Origin of the sequence: Stutzerimonas kunmingensis (assembly GCF_032106285.1) — a bacterium.
GTDB lineage: Bacteria > Pseudomonadota > Gammaproteobacteria > Pseudomonadales > Pseudomonadaceae > Stutzerimonas > Stutzerimonas kunmingensis_B.
The window spans coordinates 1-17,898 of the sequence record NZ_DAMCPO010000037.1 but is presented as its reverse complement, the minus strand read 5'-3'; the positions used below and the strand labels follow the sequence as shown (position 1 = coordinate 17,898).

Sequence of the window (17,898 nt, the reverse complement as noted above, 5' to 3'; positions counted from 1 at the left end):
ATTACCCGTCCTCTGCCTTGTCCCCCCGCGATGGTGTTATGAGTTATCAGGTTCTTGCACGAAAATGGCGTCCGCGCTCGTTCCGCGAAATGGTCGGCCAGACGCATGTGCTCAAGGCCCTGATCAACGCGCTGGACAACCAGCGCCTGCACCACGCTTACCTGTTCACCGGCACGCGAGGCGTGGGCAAGACGACCATTGCGCGGATCATCGCCAAGTGCCTGAACTGTGAAACCGGGGTCAGCTCGACGCCCTGCGGTGTGTGTTCGGTATGCCGGGAAATCGACGAGGGGCGCTTCGTCGATCTGATCGAGGTGGACGCCGCGAGCCGTACCAAGGTCGAAGACACCCGCGAGCTGCTGGACAACGTGCAGTACGCGCCGAGCCGCGGGCGCTACAAGGTTTACCTGATCGACGAAGTGCACATGCTCTCGTCGCACTCATTCAATGCGCTGCTCAAAACCCTCGAGGAGCCGCCGCCCCACGTCAAGTTCCTGCTGGCGACCACCGATCCGCAAAAGCTGCCGGTCACCATCCTCTCGCGCTGCCTGCAATTCTCCCTGAAGAACATGCCGCCCGAGCGGGTGGTCGAGCACCTCACTCATGTGCTGGGCGTCGAGAACGTTCCCTTCGAAGACGATGCGTTGTGGCTGCTGGGGCGTGCCGCCGATGGCTCGATGCGCGATGCGATGAGCCTGACCGATCAGGCGATCGCCTTCGGTGAAGGCAAGGTGCTGGCCGCCGATGTGCGCGCCATGCTCGGCACCCTCGATCATGGTCAGGTCTATGGTGTGCTGCAGGCATTGCTTGATGGCGATGCCAGAGCGTTGCTCGAGGCCGTTCGCCACTTGGCGGAGCAGGGGCCGGACTGGGCTGGCGTGCTGGCCGAAATCCTCAATGTGCTGCACCGCGTCGCCATCGCCCAGGCGCTGCCGGAGGCAGTGGACAATGGCCAGGGCGATCGTGATCGCGTGCTGGCGTTGGCTCAGGCGCTACCGGCCGAAGATGTGCAGTTCTACTATCAGATGGGATTGATCGGCCGGCGCGATCTGCCGCTGGCGCCTGATCCTCGCAGCGGTTTCGAAATGGTGCTGCTGCGCATGCTGGCATTTCGTCCTGCAGGCAGTGATGGCGCACCGCGAACACCGCTAAAGACACTGGGAATCAGCCCGGCCACAGCTGATTCCAAGCCCGCAGCGGTGGCCGATTCCGCTCCCGCTGGCGTGTCTTCCACTCCATCCGCTGCGATTGCCGTAGCAGCTGCGCCAGAGCCCGCCCCCGTTGCGCCGGCCGTTACCATGCCAGTGAACGCGCCGGCTCCCACGCCCTCGGCAGTGACCCCGGTCGCCACTCATGTGGTGGAAGCGCCGCAGGCCGCGCCTGTCATCGATGTGCCGTGGAATGAGCCGCCTGACGTACCGCCCGTCGCGGTCGAGGCTGATGCCGTTTTACCCGAACCTGTACCGGTGGACGGCGCTGCCGATCACGTGGCGTCCGTGGTACAGGTCGAAGAGCCGGATGATGACGAACCGCCGCTGACGGACGAGGACTACTTCGAGGTCGAGAACCAGGCCGAGGCCTATCTGGACGAACTGGAACACTCAAGGGATGAGCCGGAGCCCGTCGAGCCACTGCCTGCGGTAGAGCCTGCGACCGGGCTGGCTGCCGAGTGGCTGGAGCTGTATCTCAAGCTCGGCTTGTCCGGTCTTACCGGCAGCATTGCCGCCAACTGTACGTTGATTGCCGTGGAAGGCGACCGTTGGCTGATGCATCTCGATCCTGCGCAGAGCGCACTATTCAACCCCACGCAACAGCGACGACTCAACGACGCCCTGAATCAATACCACGGGCGTACGCTACAGCTCGAGATCGTGCTGCAGAAGCCGGAGCAGGAAACTCCTGCGCAGGCCGCTCAGCGTCGCCGTGCCGAGCGGCAGCGTGCAGCGGAACAGTCGATTCACGCAGATCCCCTGGTCCGGCAGCTCATGCAGCAGTTCGCCGCTGTGATCCGCGAAGGCACCATCGAACCCGTAGAACACTCCGAAACCTGATTAATTGAGGTGATTCCCATGATGAAAGGTGGCATGGCCGGCCTGATGAAGCAGGCGCAGCAGATGCAGGAAAAAATGCAGAAGATGCAGGAGGAACTGGCGAACGCCGAGGTGACGGGCCAGTCTGGCGCCGGGCTGGTCAGCGTGGTGATGAACGGTCGCCATGACGTCAAGCGCGTCAGCCTCGACGACAGCCTGATGCAGGAAGACAAGGAAATCCTGGAAGACCTGATCGCTGCCGCCGTCAATGACGCGGTACGCAAGATCGAGCAGAACAGCCAGGACAAGATGGCCGGCATGACCGCCGGCATGCAGCTTCCGCCAGGCTTCAAGATGCCTTTCTAACTCGAACGGCCAATCGGCGCGCATGGGCGCGCTTCTCGAAGGGCGGGGCATCGTCATTTACGCGCAGTAGACTCCGATGTCCCGCTTTCTTGCCTCTGGTCCTGCAAGCCGCCTGAATCCCTGGCACTGTGCTGCCCCTTTGCATAGCGACGCTTAATTTATGAGCTTCAGTCCCCTGATCCGCCAACTCATCGACGCCCTGCGCATTCTTCCCGGCGTGGGCCAGAAAACTGCACAGCGCATGGCATTGCAGCTACTGGAGCGGGATCGCAGCGGCGGCTTACGCCTGGCGCAAGCGCTGAGCAAAGCGATGGAAGGGGTCGGCTACTGCCGGCAGTGTCGTACCCTTACCGAAGACGACCTGTGCCCGCAATGCGCCGACCCGCGACGCGACGATTCGCTGCTCTGCGTGGTGCAGAGCCCGGTGGACGTTTTCGCCGTCGAGCAGACGGGCTTTCGCGGGCGCTACTTCGTGCTCAAGGGGCATCTGTCGCCGCTCGATGGTTTGGGTCCTGAAGCGATCGGCATTCCCGAGCTTCTGGCGCGTGTTGCAGACGGTGCGTTCACTGAAGTCATTCTCGCGACAAACCCGACGGTGGAAGGCGAGGCAACGGCGCATTACATCGCGCAGATGCTGATTCCAAAGGGGCTGACCATCAGCCGAATCGCTCATGGCGTTCCACTGGGCGGCGAGCTGGACCTGGTCGACGGCGGAACCCTGGCCCACGCACTGGCCGGCCGCAAGACAATCCGCCTATAACCCGAAGTACTGACGATATGCCACCTCGGTAGTGCAGTTTTCTGGGTGATTCAGGTAAAGTTCTAAGCCATCAACGTTAGATAACTAAAACGAATATAGTCCTTCGTTCTGGTTATATGTGCTGGCTATCCGAATCGAGGTCGAAATGAAAGCAAAGCATTGGCTGGTTCCAGCTCTGCTGCTGCTGAGCGCGTTTGCTCAGGCGCAGGAGAAGTTCAAGGTTGGCTACATCCGTGTGATGGACGATGCCCAGGCCATGGTTGCACACGAGGCCGGTCTGTATAAGAAGCATGGCCTTGACGTCGAGCTGATCGAGTTCAGTTCCGGTACCGACCTGATCAAGGCGATCGTCGGCGGGCAGTTGGATACCGGCGTCCTCGGCTTTACCAACGCGGTGGCCTGGGCCTCCAAAGGTGCTGACCTCAAGGTGGTCGGTGGTGCTCAGCAGGGCTACCACTCCATCGTGGCGCTTGAGGGGTCGGGTATCGAGAAGGTTGCCGACCTGAAGGGCAAGATCCTCGCTTCGCAGAAAGAGGGGAGCACCGCCGATGCAGTGCTGCGTGGCGTGACCTTGAAGAATGCCGAACTCAAGCCGAGCGACGTCAACATCATGGGTGTCAGCCCGGCCGTTGCGGTGCAGTCGCTGGTGTCCGGGCGTGTCGATGCGGCGTTCCTTTTCGAGCCGTATGATCGCATCGCGCAGCTGGTTGCCCCGGTTCAGCAGGTCTACGAGATCGGTGAAGTGTGGCCATTCCCGTGCATGGTGGTGATCACCTCCGGCGATACCCTGGCCAAGCGCAAGGATGCCGTCTGGAAGTCGCTGGACGCCCAGCGCGATGCCATCGAAATGCTCGACAAGCAGCCTGCCGAGGCAGCCAAGCTGATCGCCGACTACTTCATCGCCGAGCCGACCCTGAAGACGCTCAAGCGTGGTGAGCTCGCTCGCGAGGTTGTCATTGAGGAGGCGATCGGAACCCAGACCTTCAGCGCCAAGCTTGGCAAGGACGATCTGGCGCGCATCCAAGAGCTGGCGGACATTCTGCAGGAGCTCGGTTCGCTGAAGACCCGCGATGGCAAGCCGTTCGACACCAGTGCCATCGTCGATCTGTCCTGGCAGGAAGCTCGCGAACTCTGATTGCTTGACTCTGGTTTGAAACTACACGGGTCCGGCCTTTGTGCCGGGCCGTTTGCATCGCCCGCATTGCCGGGCAATTTCGTTTCTGGATTTGCGGATTTTTATGCAACTCAGGTTTGAAGAAGTAGACAAGCGCTTCGGGCAGCTCGAAGTCATCAAGGGCTTCAGCGGTGAGTTCGCCCAGGGTGAACTGGTGGCTCTGGTTGGACCTTCGGGTTGCGGCAAGTCGACCCTGCTGCATCTGGTTGCCGGGCTGGAGAAGCCCAGCGCGGGCCGCGTGCTTGCTGACGAAAAACCGATCACCGAGCCGAGCCCTCGACGTACGCTGGTGTTCCAGGAGCATGCCCTCTATCCCTGGCTCAGCCTGCAGGGCAACGTTGCCATGGCGCTGGAACTGCAGGGCGTGGCCAAGGCCAGCGCATTCGAACAGGCGCAGGCTTGGCTCGAGCGGGTCGGCCTCAATGGATTCGAGCATTACTACCCGCATCAGGTCTCCGGCGGCATGCGCCAACGCACGGCCCTTGCCCGCGCATTCATCGCCAAACCCGAGGTGCTGTTGCTGGACGAGCCGTTTGGCGCCCTTGATGCCCTGACCCGAATGGCATTGCAGGACGTGTTGCGTGAACTGATCGAGGAGCATCAGCCGACGGTGCTGTTGGTCACCCATGATGTCGATGAGGCCCTTTACCTGGCCGATCACGTTCTGGTGTTCAGCGCGCGGCCGACTCGCGTGCTGAAAACCTTCAACTTCACCCATTGCGAGAAGAGCCACGACCTGTCCGACTTCGCTGCCGAGCGTAAGGAAATTCTCAGTCTGCTGGGTATCAAGACGGAGGTAGCGCATCCATGAGTCAGGCTCGCCGTCTTACTGGCCCAAAGAAGTACCTTGCGGTCGTTCTGGCCATCCTGTTCATTCTTCTGATCTGGCAGGCCGCAGCATGGAGTTTGCCGGCCTTTCTGATGCCAGGTATCCCGACCGTCTTCGAGCGTCTGTTCAGTACTATCCAGGAGCCAGAGTTCCGCGAAGGGCTTTACGGCAGCATGAGTCGCCTCGGCAGTGGCTACAGCTTCGCGCTGCTGTTCGGTATCGGTTTCGGCCTGGTGGGTGGGGTACTGTTCTTCTTTCGGGAGATCCTGCGCTCGGCCATCGTCATTCTGCAGTCGATTCCGTCGATCGCCTGGGTGCCGTTGTTTCTGATCGTGATGGGTTTCGGCAATCTGCCGATCATCGTGGTGGTCGCCCTGGCCGCTTTCTTCCCGATGGCGCTGTCGGTGATGAATGCCACCGAGAGCGTGCAGCCGGTGCACGTCGCCGCGGCGCGGGTGATGGGTGCCTCGCGCTGGCAGCTGCTGCGCCGCGTTTATCTGCCCGCCGTGATGCCTGAGCTGATCACCGGCGCGCAGCTGGCCTTCGGTAACGCCTGGCGTGCACTGATCTCCGCCGAGATGCTGATTGGTTTCGGCCAGGGGCTCGGGCGTTCGCTCGCGTACTCGGGCGAGATTGCTGACATGGTTGGCGTGATGATGAACATTCTGGTCATCGCCATTCTCGCCACGCTGATCGATCAGGTTGTACTGGAGAAGTTCAAGCAGCGGATGCTTCGCTATCAGTACGTCTGAGGCCATTGCATGTCTGTTCCCTCGCGCATTGCCATTTGGCTCGTCCTGTTGATGCCGGTCGCGTCGATGGCCGAGTCGTTGCGGGTGCAACTGCCCGAACATCGGGTGTTGTCCAGCAGCGAAACGGAGAGTTTCGAGTCGGCGCTGATCGAGCAATTGGCCGAAGCGCTTGGGCGTTCCGGGTCTTCCGTGGTCAGCGCAGATGACGCTGAAGTGCGCCTGGTCGCAGGCGATCGGGTCGGCCCGGCCACTTACTATCATGCTGTGCCTGCCGCGCTAAGTGCGACGGAAGGTGAGTTGCTTGCCTGGTCCGATCTTCAGGGGCAGACGGTTTGCGTCAATCACGCGAGTCCATATGGAGCGTTGCTTAGCGAGCGCTTCGCGGCGGTGCCTCGGGAATATCCGAGCGCGGCGCATGCGCTGATCGGACTCAAGCTTGGTGAGTGCGCTGCGGTTGTCGAAGATGATGTGCTGCTGACGGAGATCGCCACCTTGCCCGAGTGGCGGCGCTACAAGCACCTGTTACCGTCGATTTTCGATGCCGGGTGGCAGCTAAGCCTGACCGTCGCCGATGACGCTAACCTGCAGCAGCAGATCAACGCACTCTTGGCGCAATGGTTGGCAGAAGGGCGGTTGGCGGGGCTGACCCAGCAATGGGTCGATGAGGTGGCGTTTCAGGCATACGTGCTGGCCGATACCCTGGACTGCCACTGATTCGGTAATTCGGCTTCGATGGCCAGGTTCAGCGTTCGTTCTCGAGTATCTGCGGCAGCATCCGCTGCAAGCCCTCCAGTTTCAGCGGCGCACGAATATGCCCGCGCAGGCTGCCATCCGGTGCGACCAAGGCCAGATTTCCGCTATGACTGACACTGTAGTCGCCTTCTGTTTCGCGCGCCGGAACGAAAGGGAGGCCCAGCGCCCTGGATAGCCTTAGCAGTTGCTCCATGTCGCCGGTCAAGCCGCTGAAGCCGGCGCGGTAGTAGCTCAGGTAGGCCTTGAGTTGTTCCGGCGTATCGCGCGCGGGATCGGCGCTGACCAATACCACCTGCAGCTGCTCGCGAGTCTCGGGCGGTAGCCGGCTGAGCAACCGACGCATGTCGCTCAGCGTGGTCGGGCAGATGTCGGGGCAGGCGGTAAAGCCGAAGAACAGGATGTGCCAGCGCCCCTGCAGCGACGAAGTACTGAAAGGCAGGCCGTCCTGGTCGATCAGCTCGAGCTGGGGAATGGGCCGTTCACGCGGCAGCAGCAGGATATTCGCCTGGTCCAGCAGTGCATCGCGATCGAGTGCGAACACGGGAGGAGTACAGGCCAGAACTAGGATAAGCAGGCTGCGCCTTAACGTCATTAACACGGGCAGATCCTTTACCTAGCAGCTGCGCGGCACATTCGCCGTCAGCGGTCGCTTAGGGCGAAGGCGGTCAGAGTGAACGTGGGAATGCCAATGTCCTGAAGTTTCTGCGATCCGCCCAGTTCGGGCAAATCAATGATGGCAGCCGCTTCATGAATGCTCGCGCGCATGCGTCGCACAAGCTGTGCGGCGGCTAGCAGCGTGCCGCCGGTCGCAATCAGGTCATCGAACAACAGCACCGAATCGCCCTCGCAAAGGCTGTCGGCGTGAATCTCCAGATGCGCTTCGCCATATTCGGTGCTGTAGGCCTGCGACAGCACGTCGGCCGGCAGCTTGCCCTGCTTGCGAAACAGCACCAGAGGTTTGTTCAGCTCATAGGCGAGAATCGAGCCGACCAGGAACCCTCGCGCATCAAGCGCGCCGATATGTGTGAAGTCGGCCTCCACATAGCGCTGAATGAAGCTGTCAGCCACCATGCGTAGCGCCTTTGGCGACTGGAATAGCGGGGTGATGTCGCGAAACACCACACCCGGGCGGGGAAAGTCCTGCACCGGGCGGATCAGGGTCTTGATGCTGAACTCGTCGAAGATCATCTGATCTGTTACTCCAAACGCGCTGACTCAGACATCCATTGCGCCGCCGGCTAGGGCGCACAGTCCGATGGAATCCAGAATGCGTACTTCCTTGCCCTCGGCCTCGAGTAAGCCACTCTGCTGAAAACGGGTGAATACACGGGAAACGGTCTCGACCGCCAGGCCCAGGTAATTGCCGATCTCGTTGCGCGACATCGGCAGGCGGAACTGATTGGCCGAGAAGCCGCGTGCGCTGAAGCGTGCAGAAAGGTTGATGAGGAAGGTCGCGATGCGCTCATCGGCGGTCTTTTTCGACAGCAACAACATCATCTGCTGATCATCGCGGATTTCGCGGCTCATGATGCGCATGAGCTGGCGACGCAGCTGCGGCAGCAGGACGCTCAGTTCGTCGAGTCGTTCGAAGGGAATTTCGCAAACCGAGGTGGTTTCCAATGCCTGCGCGGTGACTGGATAGCTTTCGGTATCCATGCCGGAAAGACCGACCAGCTCGCTGGGCAGGTGGAAGCCGGTGATCTGCTCCTCGCCGCCATCGGTAACGCTGAACGTCCGCAACGCGCCGGAGCGTACGGCGAATACGGAACTGAACACGTCGCCCTGGCGGAACAGGGTTTCGCCTTTCTTCAGGGGGCGGCCGCGTTTGACGATGTCGTCCAAAGCGTCCATGTCCTGCATGTTCAGCGACAGGGGCAGACACAGCCCGGACAGGCTGCAATCCTTGCAATGAGCTTGCCGCTGCGCACGGACCTTGATCGATTCGGACATAGAGGGCTTCCTGGAAACCTAGTTATAGCGCGCAAGGTTAACTCAGGATGTCGGCGATGGCCAATCGGCTCAAGGGTCGCAGGGCAATCATTTGGTCGATAGCCTGAGGCGCTCTAGATCAGGCGCGACTGGCCTGGCTGACCTGCTCGGGGAGATAGTGGTCGAAGAGCATGCATATCGAGCGAACCAGTAGCCGGCCAGCAGGCTGAATCAGCAGATGGCTCTCGGTGATCTCGATCATCCCATCAGCGGCCATCTGCTCGAGCATCGGCCAGCCTTCGGCGAAGTACTGTCTGAACTCGATGTCATGCTCGCTCTCGATTTTCGTGAAGCTCAGCTCGAAATCGCAGATCAGAGACTGGATGACGGTGCGGCGGATATGGTCGTCCTGTTTGCAGCGTAAGCCTCTGGCGGTGGCTAGCTGATGCTGATCCAGCTGATATTGGTATTGTTCGATGTCGCTGGTGTTCTGGCAGTAGAGATCACCGATCTGGCTGATGGCCGAAACGCCGAGGCCCACCAGATCGCAATGGCCATGGGTGGTGTAGCCCTGGAAGTTGCGCTGCAAGCTGCCATCTTCTTGCGCCATGGCCAGTTCATCGTCCGGCAGGGCGAAGTGGTCCACGCCTATGTAGCGGTATCCCGCGTCGGTGAGCAAATGAATGCTCTGCTCCAGCATGGCCAGCTTTTCGGCGGGCGCCGGCAGGTCGTTGGCGTTGATACGGCGCTGCGGCGCGTATTGCTCAGGCAGATGAGCATAGTTGAACAGCGAGAGCCGGTCCGGCTGCAGGTCAATGATCGCTTCAACGGTTCTGGCGAAGCGTGCTGGCGTCTGCAGCGGCAGGCCGTATATCAGATCGATGCTCAGCGAGTGGTACTGCAGCGTGCGGGCCGCCTCGATGATGGTGCGTGTTTGCTCCAGGGTCTGCATGCGATTGATGGCGCGCTGGATGTCCGGGTCCAGATCCTGCACGCCGATGCTGATGCGGTTGAAACCTAGTTCGCGGAGCAGGCCGATGGTTGGCCAATCCGCTTCCCGGGGGTCGATCTCGATACTGAAGTCGCCATGATCATCGTCCTGCAGGTTGAAGTGCTGGCGCAGATGGCCCATCAGCCGACGCAGTTGATCATGGCTGAGAAAGGTAGGTGTGCCGCCGCCAAAGTGCAGCTGCTCGACCACCTGGTCCTTGCCCAGGTGGCAGGTGATCAGCTCGATTTCTTTCTCGAGGCGTTCCAGATAGGGCTGTGCGCGTGTCCGGTCGTTGGTCACCACTTTGTTGCGACCGCAGTAGTAGCACGCGTTGGCGCAGAATGGCAGATGGACGTACAGCGACAGCGGGCGTGACGCCTGGCGGCTGCCGCGCAATGCGTGCAGCAGGTCGAACGAGCCGACCTTTTCATTGAACTGGGCCGCGGTCGGGTACGACGTATAGCGCGGGCCGGCTTGATCGTAGCGACGGATCAGGTCGGAATCCCAGCGAATGGAGTCGAGCATGTGGCGTTCCCGGTCATGACGGCGGTCGCTGGATTCTAGGGGCAGGGCATTGCGGCGGACTTGACCTGTATCAAACTTGATCCGACCCTAGCGCGCTGGGCCAGATCGGCGCCGACATCCGGAAGGATCGCGCTGATTGGCGGTCAGATGATCACGTCAGCGTCTTATGCTTCAGCAGCGCCTTCATATCGCCAGAGGAGAGATTCATGCACAGCCGCCAGCAGGAAATCGCAACCGCGCTCAACGTCTGCGCACCATTTACCGGGCCGGAGTCGGTACAGGCCGAGATTGATCGTCGGGTGAGCTTCATCCAGACCTGCTTGCGCGAGTCGGGCCTGAAGACCTTGGTGCTCGGGATCAGTGGTGGCGTCGATTCGACCACGGCGGGTCTGCTGGCCCAGCGGGCGGTCGCCGGCATGCGCGAAGCAGGGGAAGGCGACGACTATCGCTTCATCGCCGTGCGCCTGCCTTATCAGGTGCAGCATGACGAGCATGAAGCGCAGCTGGCGGTGGATGCGATCAAGCCCGACGAGTGCCACACCGTGAACATCGGCACCGCGGTGCTGGGCCTGGCTGCCGCCACGCAGGCGCTTGATCCTTTGAGCCCGGCGCAGCGTGATTTCGTGCTGGGCAATACCAAGGCGCGGATGCGCATGGTTGCTCAGTACACGATCGCCAACGCGCGCCAGGGCCTGGTCATCGGTACCGACCATGCGGCAGAGGCGGTGATGGGCTTCTTCACCAAGTTCGGTGATGGCGCGTGCGACCTGACGCCACTGGCGGGTCTGGTGAAGGATCAGGTCCGGCAGATAGCCGCGGCATTGGGCGCTCCCGATCAGTTGGTGCACAAGGTGCCAACCGCGGATCTCGAAGAGCTGTCACCTGGCAAGCCCGATGAGGCCGCTCACGGTGTCAGCTACCGCAACATCGATGATTTTCTGCAGGGTAAGCCGGTACCGGACGAGGCGGCCCGGATCATCATCGATACCTACGACAAGACTGCTCACAAGCGCCAGTTGCCCAAGGAGCCCTGAGCGCTCGCAAGCCTTCCGCTAGTGCGCGTGTGTCTCGTGAGATGGCGCTGAGGTATGCCCCATCAGCCACTGCTGATGAGGGCCTGGCAGCGTCCAGATACCGAACAGAATCACCATTACCCCGCCGACGACGCGCACGCCGCGCTTGCGCAGCAACACTGTCAATCGCTCGGCAGCAAGGCCGGTGGCAAGCAACACCGGCCAGGTGCCGATGCCGAACGCCAGCATCAGCAAAGCGCTATCCAGTGCATCGCCCTGGCTGGCTGACCACAACAGGGTGCTGTAGACCAGGCCGCACGGTAGCCAGCCCCACAGCGCCCCCAGTATCAGGGCGCGTGGAACGCTCGTTACTGGCATGAATTTGCTAGCGATAGGCTGGATATGACGCCAGAGTCCGCGCCCTAGCGACTCGATGCGTGTCAGCCCGCTCCACCAGCCGGCGAGGTACAGGCCCATGGTGATCAGCAGAAGTGCGGCGACGACTCGTAACGCCATGGCCGCTGGACTGTTGGCAACGGCCAAGCCCGCCAGGCCGATCAGGAATCCGGCAACGGCATAGCTTGATACGCGTCCGAGGTTGTAGGCGACCAGGAGGCGCAGGCGCCTGCCGCGCTGATCCGGTGGAATGGCCATGGTCAGTGCACCCATCAGGCCGCCGCACATGCCGAGGCAATGGCCGCCTCCCAGTAGTCCCAAGACCAGTGCTGACAGCAGCAGGGGCAGCAGTTCAGTCACCTTTGCGTTGCTCCGGCTGATCTTCCGAGGATTCCACTGCATCGACTGCGGAAGGCTTCTGCGGCTCGTCGTCGTCGAACAGGATGCTGTGCGCCGGTCCGTCGAGATCGTCGAACTGCCCGCTGTCCACCGCCCAGAAGAACACCCAGATTGCGACGGCCACCAGGACCACGGCAACAGGGATGAGGATGTACAGAGCGGCCATTAGGACCTCCAGGATCCGAAGCGAAGTCTTCAGCTGCGTAAAGTGCGCCGCTGCGCCAATGACGTGCGTTGCAGCAGATTCAGCCGTGACTTGCCGGCTGACGTGTCAGCCGCAAGGCGTTCAAAACCACCAGCAGCGAGCTGAGCGACATCCCCAGCGCGGCCCATAGTGGGGTGACCCAGCCAAAGGCGGCGAAGGGCAGAATCAGGCCATTGTACAGGCTTGCCCAGGCCAGGTTCTCGATGATGATGCGGCGGCTGCGGCGTGCGACGTCGAATGCCTGCGCCAAGCTGCCTAGGCGGTTGGATAGCAGCACCGCATCAGCACTGGTCTTGGCCAGGTCGGTCGCCGAGCCCATAGCGACGCTGATATCCGCTGCGGCAAGCACCGGGACGTCGTTGACGCCGTCGCCGAGCATTAGCACCCGGTGTCCGGCGGCCTGCAATGCCTGCAATCGGGAGAGCTTGGCGGCAGGGGTCATGCCGCCTTCGGCCTCATCGATGCCCAGTTCCCTGGCAATCTGGCCGACCATCGGTGAGCTGTCACCGGATAGCAGTAGCGTCTGCCAGCCACGGGCGCGGCAGGCCTCGAGGAGTGCCGGGGCATCGTCGCGAAGCCGATCGTCCAATACCAGCCAGGCCAGCGGGCCTTGATCGTCGCCCAACAACAGCCATTGCCCCTGGTCGCCGGGAATAGCGGGTGCCGGTTGGGCGAAGCCTTCGGCGACGAAGCTGGGCTGACCGATCCGCAGGTTGCGACCTTCAACGTTGCCTTGCAGGCCCAGGCCCGGCACCGTTTCGACCGATTCCGCCGCCAGCGGCGCACGTCCGAAGGCGCGGGCAATCGGGTGTTCGGAGCGGTTCTCCAGGGCTGCGGCCAGCGCCAGGCAGGCATCGGCATTCAAAGCTCCGAGCGGGTGCACGGCGCTAAGTGTCAGGCGGCCCTCGGTCAGGGTACCGGTCTTGTCGAACACCACGGTATCGATATGATTCAGGCCTTCGAGCACATGCCCGCGGGTCAGCAGCAGACCGAGCTTGTGCAGCGTACCGGTGGCCGTGGTAAGTGCTGTGGGTGTCGCCAGCGACAGCGCGCATGGGCAGGTCGCGACGAGCAATGCAAGAACGATCCAGAACGCGCGTTGCGGATCGATCTGCCACCAGACCACCCCGACGACGGTTGCAACGAGCAGCACCACCAGCAAAAACCACTGCGCGACGCGGTCGGCCAGCTCGGCAAGCTTCGGTTTGTCTGCCTGAGCACGCTCCAGCAGGCGGACAATGGCGGATAAACGGGTGTCGTCGCCCAAGGCCTGGACTTCCACGGTCAGCGGGCCTTCGACGTTCAGCGTGCCAGCGGTTACTGCATCGTCCACGCCGCGGGGCAGGGGCAGGTACTCACCGGTCAGTACCGATTCATCGACGCTGGACTGACCGCTGATGATGAGGCCGTCTGCCGGAATCAACGCACCGGGTTGCACCAGTACGCGGTCGCCGAGCTGCAGCTCGCTGAGCAGGATGCGATTGCTGTGACCGTCTGCGTCGAGTTTCAGGCAGGACGCAGGCAGCAAATTGACCAGTTGTGCGGTGGCGGCTGCGGTGCGTTCGCGCGCGCGCCGCTCCAGGTAGCGCCCGGCCAGCAGGAAAAGGGCAAACATGCCCACCGCGTCGAAATAGAGTTCACCCTGGCCGGTGATGGTGGACCAGATGCCGGCGACGTACGCACCGCCGATCGCCAGCGACACCGACACGTCCATGGTCAGGTGGCGGGTGCGCAAATCGCGCAGTGCTCCTTTGAAGAAGTCGGTGCAGCAGTAGAAGACGATCGGCGTGGTGAGCAGCAGGGCGGTCCAGCGAAGGGTGACGAAGAAGCTCTCCGACAGGTCCAGGTTGAACTCGGGCCAGGTGGCCATGGTGGCCATCATTACCTGCATCCACAGCAGCCCGGCTACGCCCAGCTGGCGCAGCGAACGGCGGTTCTCGCTGGCCAGGCGCTCGGCAGCCTGGTCGGCCTGGTAGGGGTGTGCTGCGTAGCCGATCCGTCGCAGCTCGCCGAGCAGCTCGCTGAGCGGCAGCTGTGCGTCGCTCCAGCGTACGTTCAGGCGATGATTGGACAGGTTGAGGCTGGCCTCGGCCACGCCGTGCAGGTTGCGCAAGTGGCGTTCGATCAGCCAGCCGCAGGCGGCGCAGCTGATCCCTTCGATCATCAGCGAAGTGCTTGCCAGATCGCCCTGGTGCTGTACGAACGGCTGTTGGACGTCCTCGCGGTCGTACAGCGCCATCTCTTCGCTCAGTTCCTGAGGGAGAGTCTGCGGGTTGATGGCGGTGTCGCTGCGGTGCTGGTAGTAGCTCTCCAGCCCACCTTTGACGATGGCTTCAGCGACGGCCTGGCAGCCTGGGCAGCACAAGGCCCGCGTCTCACCCAGCACGCGGGCCTGGAACGGACTGCCGGCTGGCACCGGCAGGCCGCAGTGGTAGCAGGGGAGAGGCTTTGCCATCAGCGGCTCAAGGCTTCAGTTCGAGGGCGCGGCCGGTTTCGATGGTTTTTTCCCCGTACAGGCGCCAGTCCTGATCACCTTCGCGACCGAGTAGCTCGATGAAGCGGCGGCCACTGATCGATTCCTGCATCTGGCCCTGATAGATGCCTTCACCCTGCGGCTGCAGGATGATGCGACGGTCGCGCTCGGGTTGGGTCGGAGAGATCAGGTTAAGCACCAGTTGTTGCGGGCGGCTTGCGCCGCTCAGCTGCACTTCGGCCAGGCCGCGTTCGTCATTGAGGGCGATGCGTGCCTGCATCTCCAGGCGCTCTGCCAGTTTCTCGCGCTCCAGCGACTGGTTGATGCCCTTGCCGGCGTCGTAATAGTTGTCCGCGACCAGGGTGTCGGCATTCTTGATCGCCAACGTCAGCAGGGACAGACCCAGCACCACAGAGCTCAGCAGGATGGCGATGACAAACCAGGCCCAGAACTGGGTGTACCAACGCGTTTGTTCGTTATCAGAGCGCATGCGTTACCTTACTTAGCGGATGCTTGGGCCGATGAAACGGCTGTCTGCATCGTCGTTTATCGAGTCGTCGTCTACCGAGCGAATGTGGAAGACGATTTCATTGGTGCTCGAGGGCAGCTTCTCGGCGGCGATGGACAACTCGACCGGGATCGTGACGAGCTCGCCGCCCTCGGCGCGGATCTCGTTACGGCCTTCGTAGACCAGACCGTTGAGGCCGGTCGCTTCGATCACGAAGGTCTGTTCTTGCTGAGCCTTGTTCATGACCTTGAGGGTGTAGACGTTCTCGATATTGCCCTGCTCGTTCTCGCGGTAGAGCACGCGATCCTTGAGCACGTCGAGTTTTACCAGCGGGCGATCATACACGGCGTAGGAGAACAGCCCCATCATGGCCAGGAGCGCGACGGCGTAACCGATCAGGCGCGGGCGCAGCAGATGGGTCTTCTGGCCGGACAGATTGTGTTCGGTGGTATAGCTGATCAGGCCGCGCGGGTAGTTCATCTTGTCCATGATGGCGTCGCAGGCGTCGATACAGGCGGCGCAGCCGATGCACTCGATCTGCAGGCCGTCGCGGATGTCGATGCCGGTCGGACAGACCTGAACGCACATGGTGCAGTCGATGCAGTCGCCAAGGCCTATTGCCTTGTAGTCGGCGTCTTTCTTGCGCGGGCCGCGCTTCTCGCCGCGACGCGGATCGTAGGAAACGATCAGGGTGTCCTTGTCGAACATCACGCTCTGGAAGCGTGCGTAGGGGCACATGTAGATGCACACCTGCTCACGCAGGTAGCCAGCACTGCCGTAGGTGGCGAGGGTGAAGAAGCCGATCCAGAACGCTGCCCAGCCGTTGACGTTCAGGGTGAGCAGGTCGGGCACCAGATCGCGGATCGGGGTGAAGTAACCGACGAAGGTGATCGCCACGAGGATGCCGACCGCGAGCCAGATGGCATGCTTGGCCAGTTTGCGAAGAAACTTGTTGGCGCTCATCGGCGCCTTGTCGAGCTTCATCCGCTGATTGCGATCACCCTCGGTGATCTTCTCGGCCCACATGAATACCCAGGTGAACACGCTCTGCGGGCATGTGTAGCCACACCAGACGCGGCCGGCGAAGACGGTGATGAAGAACAGGCCGAAGGCGCAGATGATCAGTAGCCACGACAACAGCATGAAATCTTGGGGCCAGAATGTCGCCCCGAAGATGTGGAATTTGCGCTCTGGCAGGTCCCACCAGACGGCTTGACGGCCGTTCCAGTTGAGCCAGACGGTCCCGAAGAAGAGGATGAAGAGTACTGCGCCGCCAACGCGTCGCAGGTTGCGGAACAGGCCGCTGAAGGCTCGGGTGTAGATCTTTTCACGCGCGGCGTAAAGGTCAGCTGACGCTCCGGCCTTGGACGGGGGGGTTACATCACGAACGGGGATCTGCTCAGTCATCGAGTGCGTACCACGGCGGAAGGTGGGTGTCCTGGCCGATGCGTGCCGACCAGGATCATTTTTCTGTCCAGCTGCGAATGGTACGCCCGGAGCGTTGGGGTCGGGTGCGACAGGTCGTCACCCCGACCCTGTGTATCACTGCTCCGGCTGCTGCGACAGGCTGTAAACGTAAGCCGCCAGCAAGTGCACCTTGTCGTTGCCAAGGATTGCTTCCTGGGCCGGCATGCGGCCATTGCGACCGTAGCGAAGGGTTTGCTGGATCTGGGCAAAACTCGAACCATATAGCCAGACATTGTCGGTCAGGTTCGGCGCGCCCATGGCTGCAACGCCCTTGGCTTCCGGTCCATGGCAGACTACACAGTTGGTCGCGAAGATTTTTTGACCCTGCTCAATGTCGACGCTGATACCCTCTGGGGTATCACGACCGGACAGGCTGCGCACATAGCCGGCAACGTTGCGGATGCCTTCTTCGCCGATCACGTCCCGCCAGGCCGGCATCGCCGCCTGGCGGCCGTGCAGGATTGTGGTCTTGATGGTTTCCGGCTCGCCGCCCCACAGCCAATCGTTGTCGGTCAGGTTCGGGAAGCCGTAGGCGCCCTTGGCATCGGAGCCGTGGCAGACCGAGCAGTTGGAGGCGAACAGGCGACCGCCCATCTTCAACGCCTGAGCATCCTTGGCGACTTCCTCTACAGGCATGGCGGCGTACTTGGCGAAAAGCGGACCGTACTGCTCGTCCGCCTTGTCCATCTCGCGCTGCCATTCCTTGACCTGAGTCCAGCCACCTTCATAGCCCGGCAGGATGCCTTTCCAGTTGCCCAGGCCGGGGTACAGCACCAGGTAGCCGAGGGCGAAGATGACGGTGCCGACGAACAGCATGAACCACCAGCGCGGCAGCGGGTTGTCGTATTCCTCGATACCGTCATAGGAATGGCCAACGGTTTCTTCAGTGCTGTCAGGGCGTTGGCCCTTGCGAGTTGCCAGTAGCAGCCAGACCAGCGCGGCAATGGTGCCGAGGCTCAGCAGGGTGACGTACCAACTCCAAAACGAGGTCATTTATTTCTTACTCCTGGAAGCTTCTTCATCACGCTTCTTGGCGTCGGTCTCGTCGTCCGCGAAGGGCAGGTTGGCGGCTTCGTCGAAGCTATTCTTGCGTTTGCTGCTGTAAGCCCAGAGCACCACGCCGATAAAGGCGACGAATACCAGAATTGTGCCCAAGCCGCGAAGAGTCCCGATTTCCATCATGCGTTACCGTTTGTTGGTGAGTGCAGTGCCGAGTACTTGCAGGTAAGCCACCATGGCGTCCATTTCGGTCTTGCCACGGACGGCATCCTTGGCGCCGGCGATGTCTTCTTCGGTGTACGGCACGCCGAGGGTGCGCAGTGCCGACA

Annotated in this window: 19 protein-coding genes and 1 pseudogene; 8 read left to right on the top strand and 12 right to left on the bottom strand. The window is 61.8% G+C overall.

Going from position 1 to position 17,898, the window contains the following annotated elements; genetic code table 11:
• Window positions 1–38 precede the first annotated feature (38 nt).
• The 7 genes from dnaX (at window position 39) to RT582_RS20405 (ending at window position 6,625) form a co-directional block, all read left to right on the top strand.
• Window positions 39–2,051: a DNA polymerase III subunit gamma/tau gene (gene dnaX, locus RT582_RS20435; RefSeq protein WP_101275572.1), complete on the top strand. Its 2,013-nt coding sequence runs from the start codon at window positions 39–41 to the stop codon at window positions 2,049–2,051.
• 18 nt (window positions 2,052–2,069) lie between these two features.
• Complete coding sequence (locus RT582_RS20430) at window positions 2,070–2,396, top strand: YbaB/EbfC family nucleoid-associated protein (protein ID WP_003294866.1); 327 nt, start codon at window positions 2,070–2,072, stop codon at window positions 2,394–2,396.
• Window positions 2,397–2,556: 160 nt separating this feature from the next.
• On the top strand, window positions 2,557–3,156 hold the full coding sequence (recR, locus tag RT582_RS20425) for a recombination mediator RecR (RefSeq protein ID WP_014820524.1): 600 nt from the start codon (window positions 2,557–2,559) through the stop codon (window positions 3,154–3,156).
• A gap of 145 nt (window positions 3,157–3,301) precedes the next feature.
• Window positions 3,302–4,291, top strand: a complete 990-nt coding sequence (locus RT582_RS20420; RefSeq protein WP_014820523.1) for an ABC transporter substrate-binding protein — start codon at window positions 3,302–3,304, stop codon at window positions 4,289–4,291.
• A 103-nt stretch (window positions 4,292–4,394) separates the two neighbouring features.
• Complete coding sequence (locus RT582_RS20415; protein WP_014820522.1) at window positions 4,395–5,141, top strand: ABC transporter ATP-binding protein; 747 nt, start codon at window positions 4,395–4,397, stop codon at window positions 5,139–5,141.
• Window positions 5,138–5,911, top strand: a complete 774-nt coding sequence (locus RT582_RS20410) for an ABC transporter permease (protein ID WP_014820521.1) — start codon at window positions 5,138–5,140, stop codon at window positions 5,909–5,911. The genes RT582_RS20415 and RT582_RS20410 overlap by 4 nt, the downstream gene beginning before the upstream one ends.
• Window positions 5,912–5,920: 9 nt before the next feature.
• Window positions 5,921–6,625: a transporter substrate-binding domain-containing protein gene (locus RT582_RS20405; RefSeq protein ID WP_313479640.1), complete on the top strand. Its 705-nt coding sequence runs from the start codon at window positions 5,921–5,923 to the stop codon at window positions 6,623–6,625.
• 28 nt (window positions 6,626–6,653) lie between these two features.
• Here the strand turns inward: RT582_RS20405 and RT582_RS20400 are convergent, their stop codons facing one another.
• From RT582_RS20400 to hemN, 4 genes are all read right to left on the bottom strand, one after another.
• Complete coding sequence (locus tag RT582_RS20400; RefSeq protein ID WP_041014188.1) at window positions 6,654–7,256, bottom strand: SCO family protein; 603 nt, start codon at window positions 7,254–7,256, stop codon at window positions 6,654–6,656.
• A gap of 47 nt (window positions 7,257–7,303) precedes the next feature.
• Window positions 7,304–7,852, bottom strand: coding sequence for an adenine phosphoribosyltransferase (locus tag RT582_RS20395; RefSeq protein ID WP_014820518.1), 549 nt, complete (start codon window positions 7,850–7,852; stop codon window positions 7,304–7,306).
• Window positions 7,853–7,879: 27 nt separating this feature from the next.
• On the bottom strand, window positions 7,880–8,614 hold the full coding sequence (fnr, locus tag RT582_RS20390) for a fumarate/nitrate reduction transcriptional regulator Fnr (RefSeq protein WP_014820517.1): 735 nt from the start codon (window positions 8,612–8,614) through the stop codon (window positions 7,880–7,882).
• A gap of 118 nt (window positions 8,615–8,732) precedes the next feature.
• Window positions 8,733–10,109, bottom strand: coding sequence for an oxygen-independent coproporphyrinogen III oxidase (gene hemN, locus RT582_RS20385; RefSeq protein WP_313479636.1), 1,377 nt, complete (start codon window positions 10,107–10,109; stop codon window positions 8,733–8,735).
• A 206-nt stretch (window positions 10,110–10,315) separates the two neighbouring features.
• Here hemN and nadE point away from each other — a divergent pair, with 206 nt between their 5' ends.
• Complete coding sequence (gene nadE, locus RT582_RS20380) at window positions 10,316–11,143, top strand: ammonia-dependent NAD(+) synthetase (protein WP_023446320.1); 828 nt, start codon at window positions 10,316–10,318, stop codon at window positions 11,141–11,143.
• Between the two features lie 18 nt (window positions 11,144–11,161).
• Here nadE and RT582_RS20375 read toward each other — a convergent pair whose 3' ends face one another.
• The 8 genes and pseudogenes from RT582_RS20375 to RT582_RS20340 form a co-directional block, all read right to left on the bottom strand.
• On the bottom strand, window positions 11,162–11,878 hold the full coding sequence (locus tag RT582_RS20375; protein WP_313479633.1) for a sulfite exporter TauE/SafE family protein: 717 nt from the start codon (window positions 11,876–11,878) through the stop codon (window positions 11,162–11,164).
• On the bottom strand, window positions 11,871–12,083 hold the full coding sequence (gene ccoS, locus RT582_RS20370; protein ID WP_313479630.1) for a cbb3-type cytochrome oxidase assembly protein CcoS: 213 nt from the start codon (window positions 12,081–12,083) through the stop codon (window positions 11,871–11,873). Before ccoS ends, RT582_RS20375 begins: the two co-directional genes overlap by 8 nt.
• Before the next feature lie 79 nt (window positions 12,084–12,162).
• Window positions 12,163–14,577 carry a heavy metal translocating P-type ATPase gene (locus RT582_RS20365; protein ID WP_023446317.1) on the bottom strand — a complete coding sequence of 805 codons (2,415 nt, stop codon included), beginning with the start codon at window positions 14,575–14,577 and terminating at the stop codon, window positions 12,163–12,165.
• A gap of 7 nt (window positions 14,578–14,584) precedes the next feature.
• Window positions 14,585–15,085, bottom strand: coding sequence for a FixH family protein (locus RT582_RS20360; RefSeq protein WP_014820511.1), 501 nt, complete (start codon window positions 15,083–15,085; stop codon window positions 14,585–14,587).
• Window positions 15,086–15,097: 12 nt separating this feature from the next.
• Window positions 15,098–16,510 carry a cytochrome c oxidase accessory protein CcoG gene (ccoG, locus tag RT582_RS20355; RefSeq protein ID WP_313479626.1) on the bottom strand — a complete coding sequence of 471 codons (1,413 nt, stop codon included), beginning with the start codon at window positions 16,508–16,510 and terminating at the stop codon, window positions 15,098–15,100.
• Window positions 16,511–16,645: 135 nt separating this feature from the next.
• Complete coding sequence (gene ccoP / locus RT582_RS20350; protein WP_023446314.1) at window positions 16,646–17,563, bottom strand: cytochrome-c oxidase, cbb3-type subunit III; 918 nt, start codon at window positions 17,561–17,563, stop codon at window positions 16,646–16,648.
• Complete coding sequence (locus tag RT582_RS20345; RefSeq protein WP_003301805.1) at window positions 17,564–17,749, bottom strand: CcoQ/FixQ family Cbb3-type cytochrome c oxidase assembly chaperone; 186 nt, start codon at window positions 17,747–17,749, stop codon at window positions 17,564–17,566.
• A 6-nt stretch (window positions 17,750–17,755) separates the two neighbouring features.
• Window positions 17,756–17,898: pseudogene (locus tag RT582_RS20340) on the bottom strand (cytochrome-c oxidase, cbb3-type subunit II); the annotation flags it as partial.

Bases quoted from the DNA above. Each gene is read 5' to 3' on its own strand.
- RT582_RS20395 (WP_014820518.1), bottom strand. From the start codon at position 7,852: ATGATCTTCGACGAGTTCAGCATCAAGACCCTGATCCGCCCGGTGCAG.
- fnr (WP_014820517.1), bottom strand. From the start codon at position 8,614: ATGTCCGAATCGATCAAGGTCCGTGCGCAGCGGCAAGCTCATTGCAAG.
- ccoS (WP_313479630.1), bottom strand. From the start codon at position 12,083: ATGGCCGCTCTGTACATCCTCATCCCTGTTGCCGTGGTCCTGGTGGCC.
- dnaX (WP_101275572.1), top strand. From the start codon at position 39: ATGAGTTATCAGGTTCTTGCACGAAAATGGCGTCCGCGCTCGTTCCGC.
- RT582_RS20420 (WP_014820523.1), top strand. From the start codon at position 3,302: ATGAAAGCAAAGCATTGGCTGGTTCCAGCTCTGCTGCTGCTGAGCGCG.
- RT582_RS20405 (WP_313479640.1), top strand. From the start codon at position 5,921: ATGTCTGTTCCCTCGCGCATTGCCATTTGGCTCGTCCTGTTGATGCCG.
- RT582_RS20410 (WP_014820521.1), top strand. From the start codon at position 5,138: ATGAGTCAGGCTCGCCGTCTTACTGGCCCAAAGAAGTACCTTGCGGTC.
- RT582_RS20415 (WP_014820522.1), top strand. From the start codon at position 4,395: ATGCAACTCAGGTTTGAAGAAGTAGACAAGCGCTTCGGGCAGCTCGAA.
- ccoP (WP_023446314.1), bottom strand. From the start codon at position 17,563: ATGACCTCGTTTTGGAGTTGGTACGTCACCCTGCTGAGCCTCGGCACC.
- hemN (WP_313479636.1), bottom strand. From the start codon at position 10,109: ATGCTCGACTCCATTCGCTGGGATTCCGACCTGATCCGTCGCTACGAT.
- nadE (WP_023446320.1), top strand. From the start codon at position 10,316: ATGCACAGCCGCCAGCAGGAAATCGCAACCGCGCTCAACGTCTGCGCA.
- RT582_RS20345 (WP_003301805.1), bottom strand. From the start codon at position 17,749: ATGGAAATCGGGACTCTTCGCGGCTTGGGCACAATTCTGGTATTCGTC.
- RT582_RS20400 (WP_041014188.1), bottom strand. From the start codon at position 7,256: ATGACGTTAAGGCGCAGCCTGCTTATCCTAGTTCTGGCCTGTACTCCT.
- recR (WP_014820524.1), top strand. From the start codon at position 2,557: ATGAGCTTCAGTCCCCTGATCCGCCAACTCATCGACGCCCTGCGCATT.
- RT582_RS20365 (WP_023446317.1), bottom strand. From the start codon at position 14,577: ATGGCAAAGCCTCTCCCCTGCTACCACTGCGGCCTGCCGGTGCCAGCC.
- RT582_RS20360 (WP_014820511.1), bottom strand. From the start codon at position 15,085: ATGCGCTCTGATAACGAACAAACGCGTTGGTACACCCAGTTCTGGGCC.
- ccoG (WP_313479626.1), bottom strand. From the start codon at position 16,510: ATGACTGAGCAGATCCCCGTTCGTGATGTAACCCCCCCGTCCAAGGCC.
- RT582_RS20430 (WP_003294866.1), top strand. From the start codon at position 2,070: ATGATGAAAGGTGGCATGGCCGGCCTGATGAAGCAGGCGCAGCAGATG.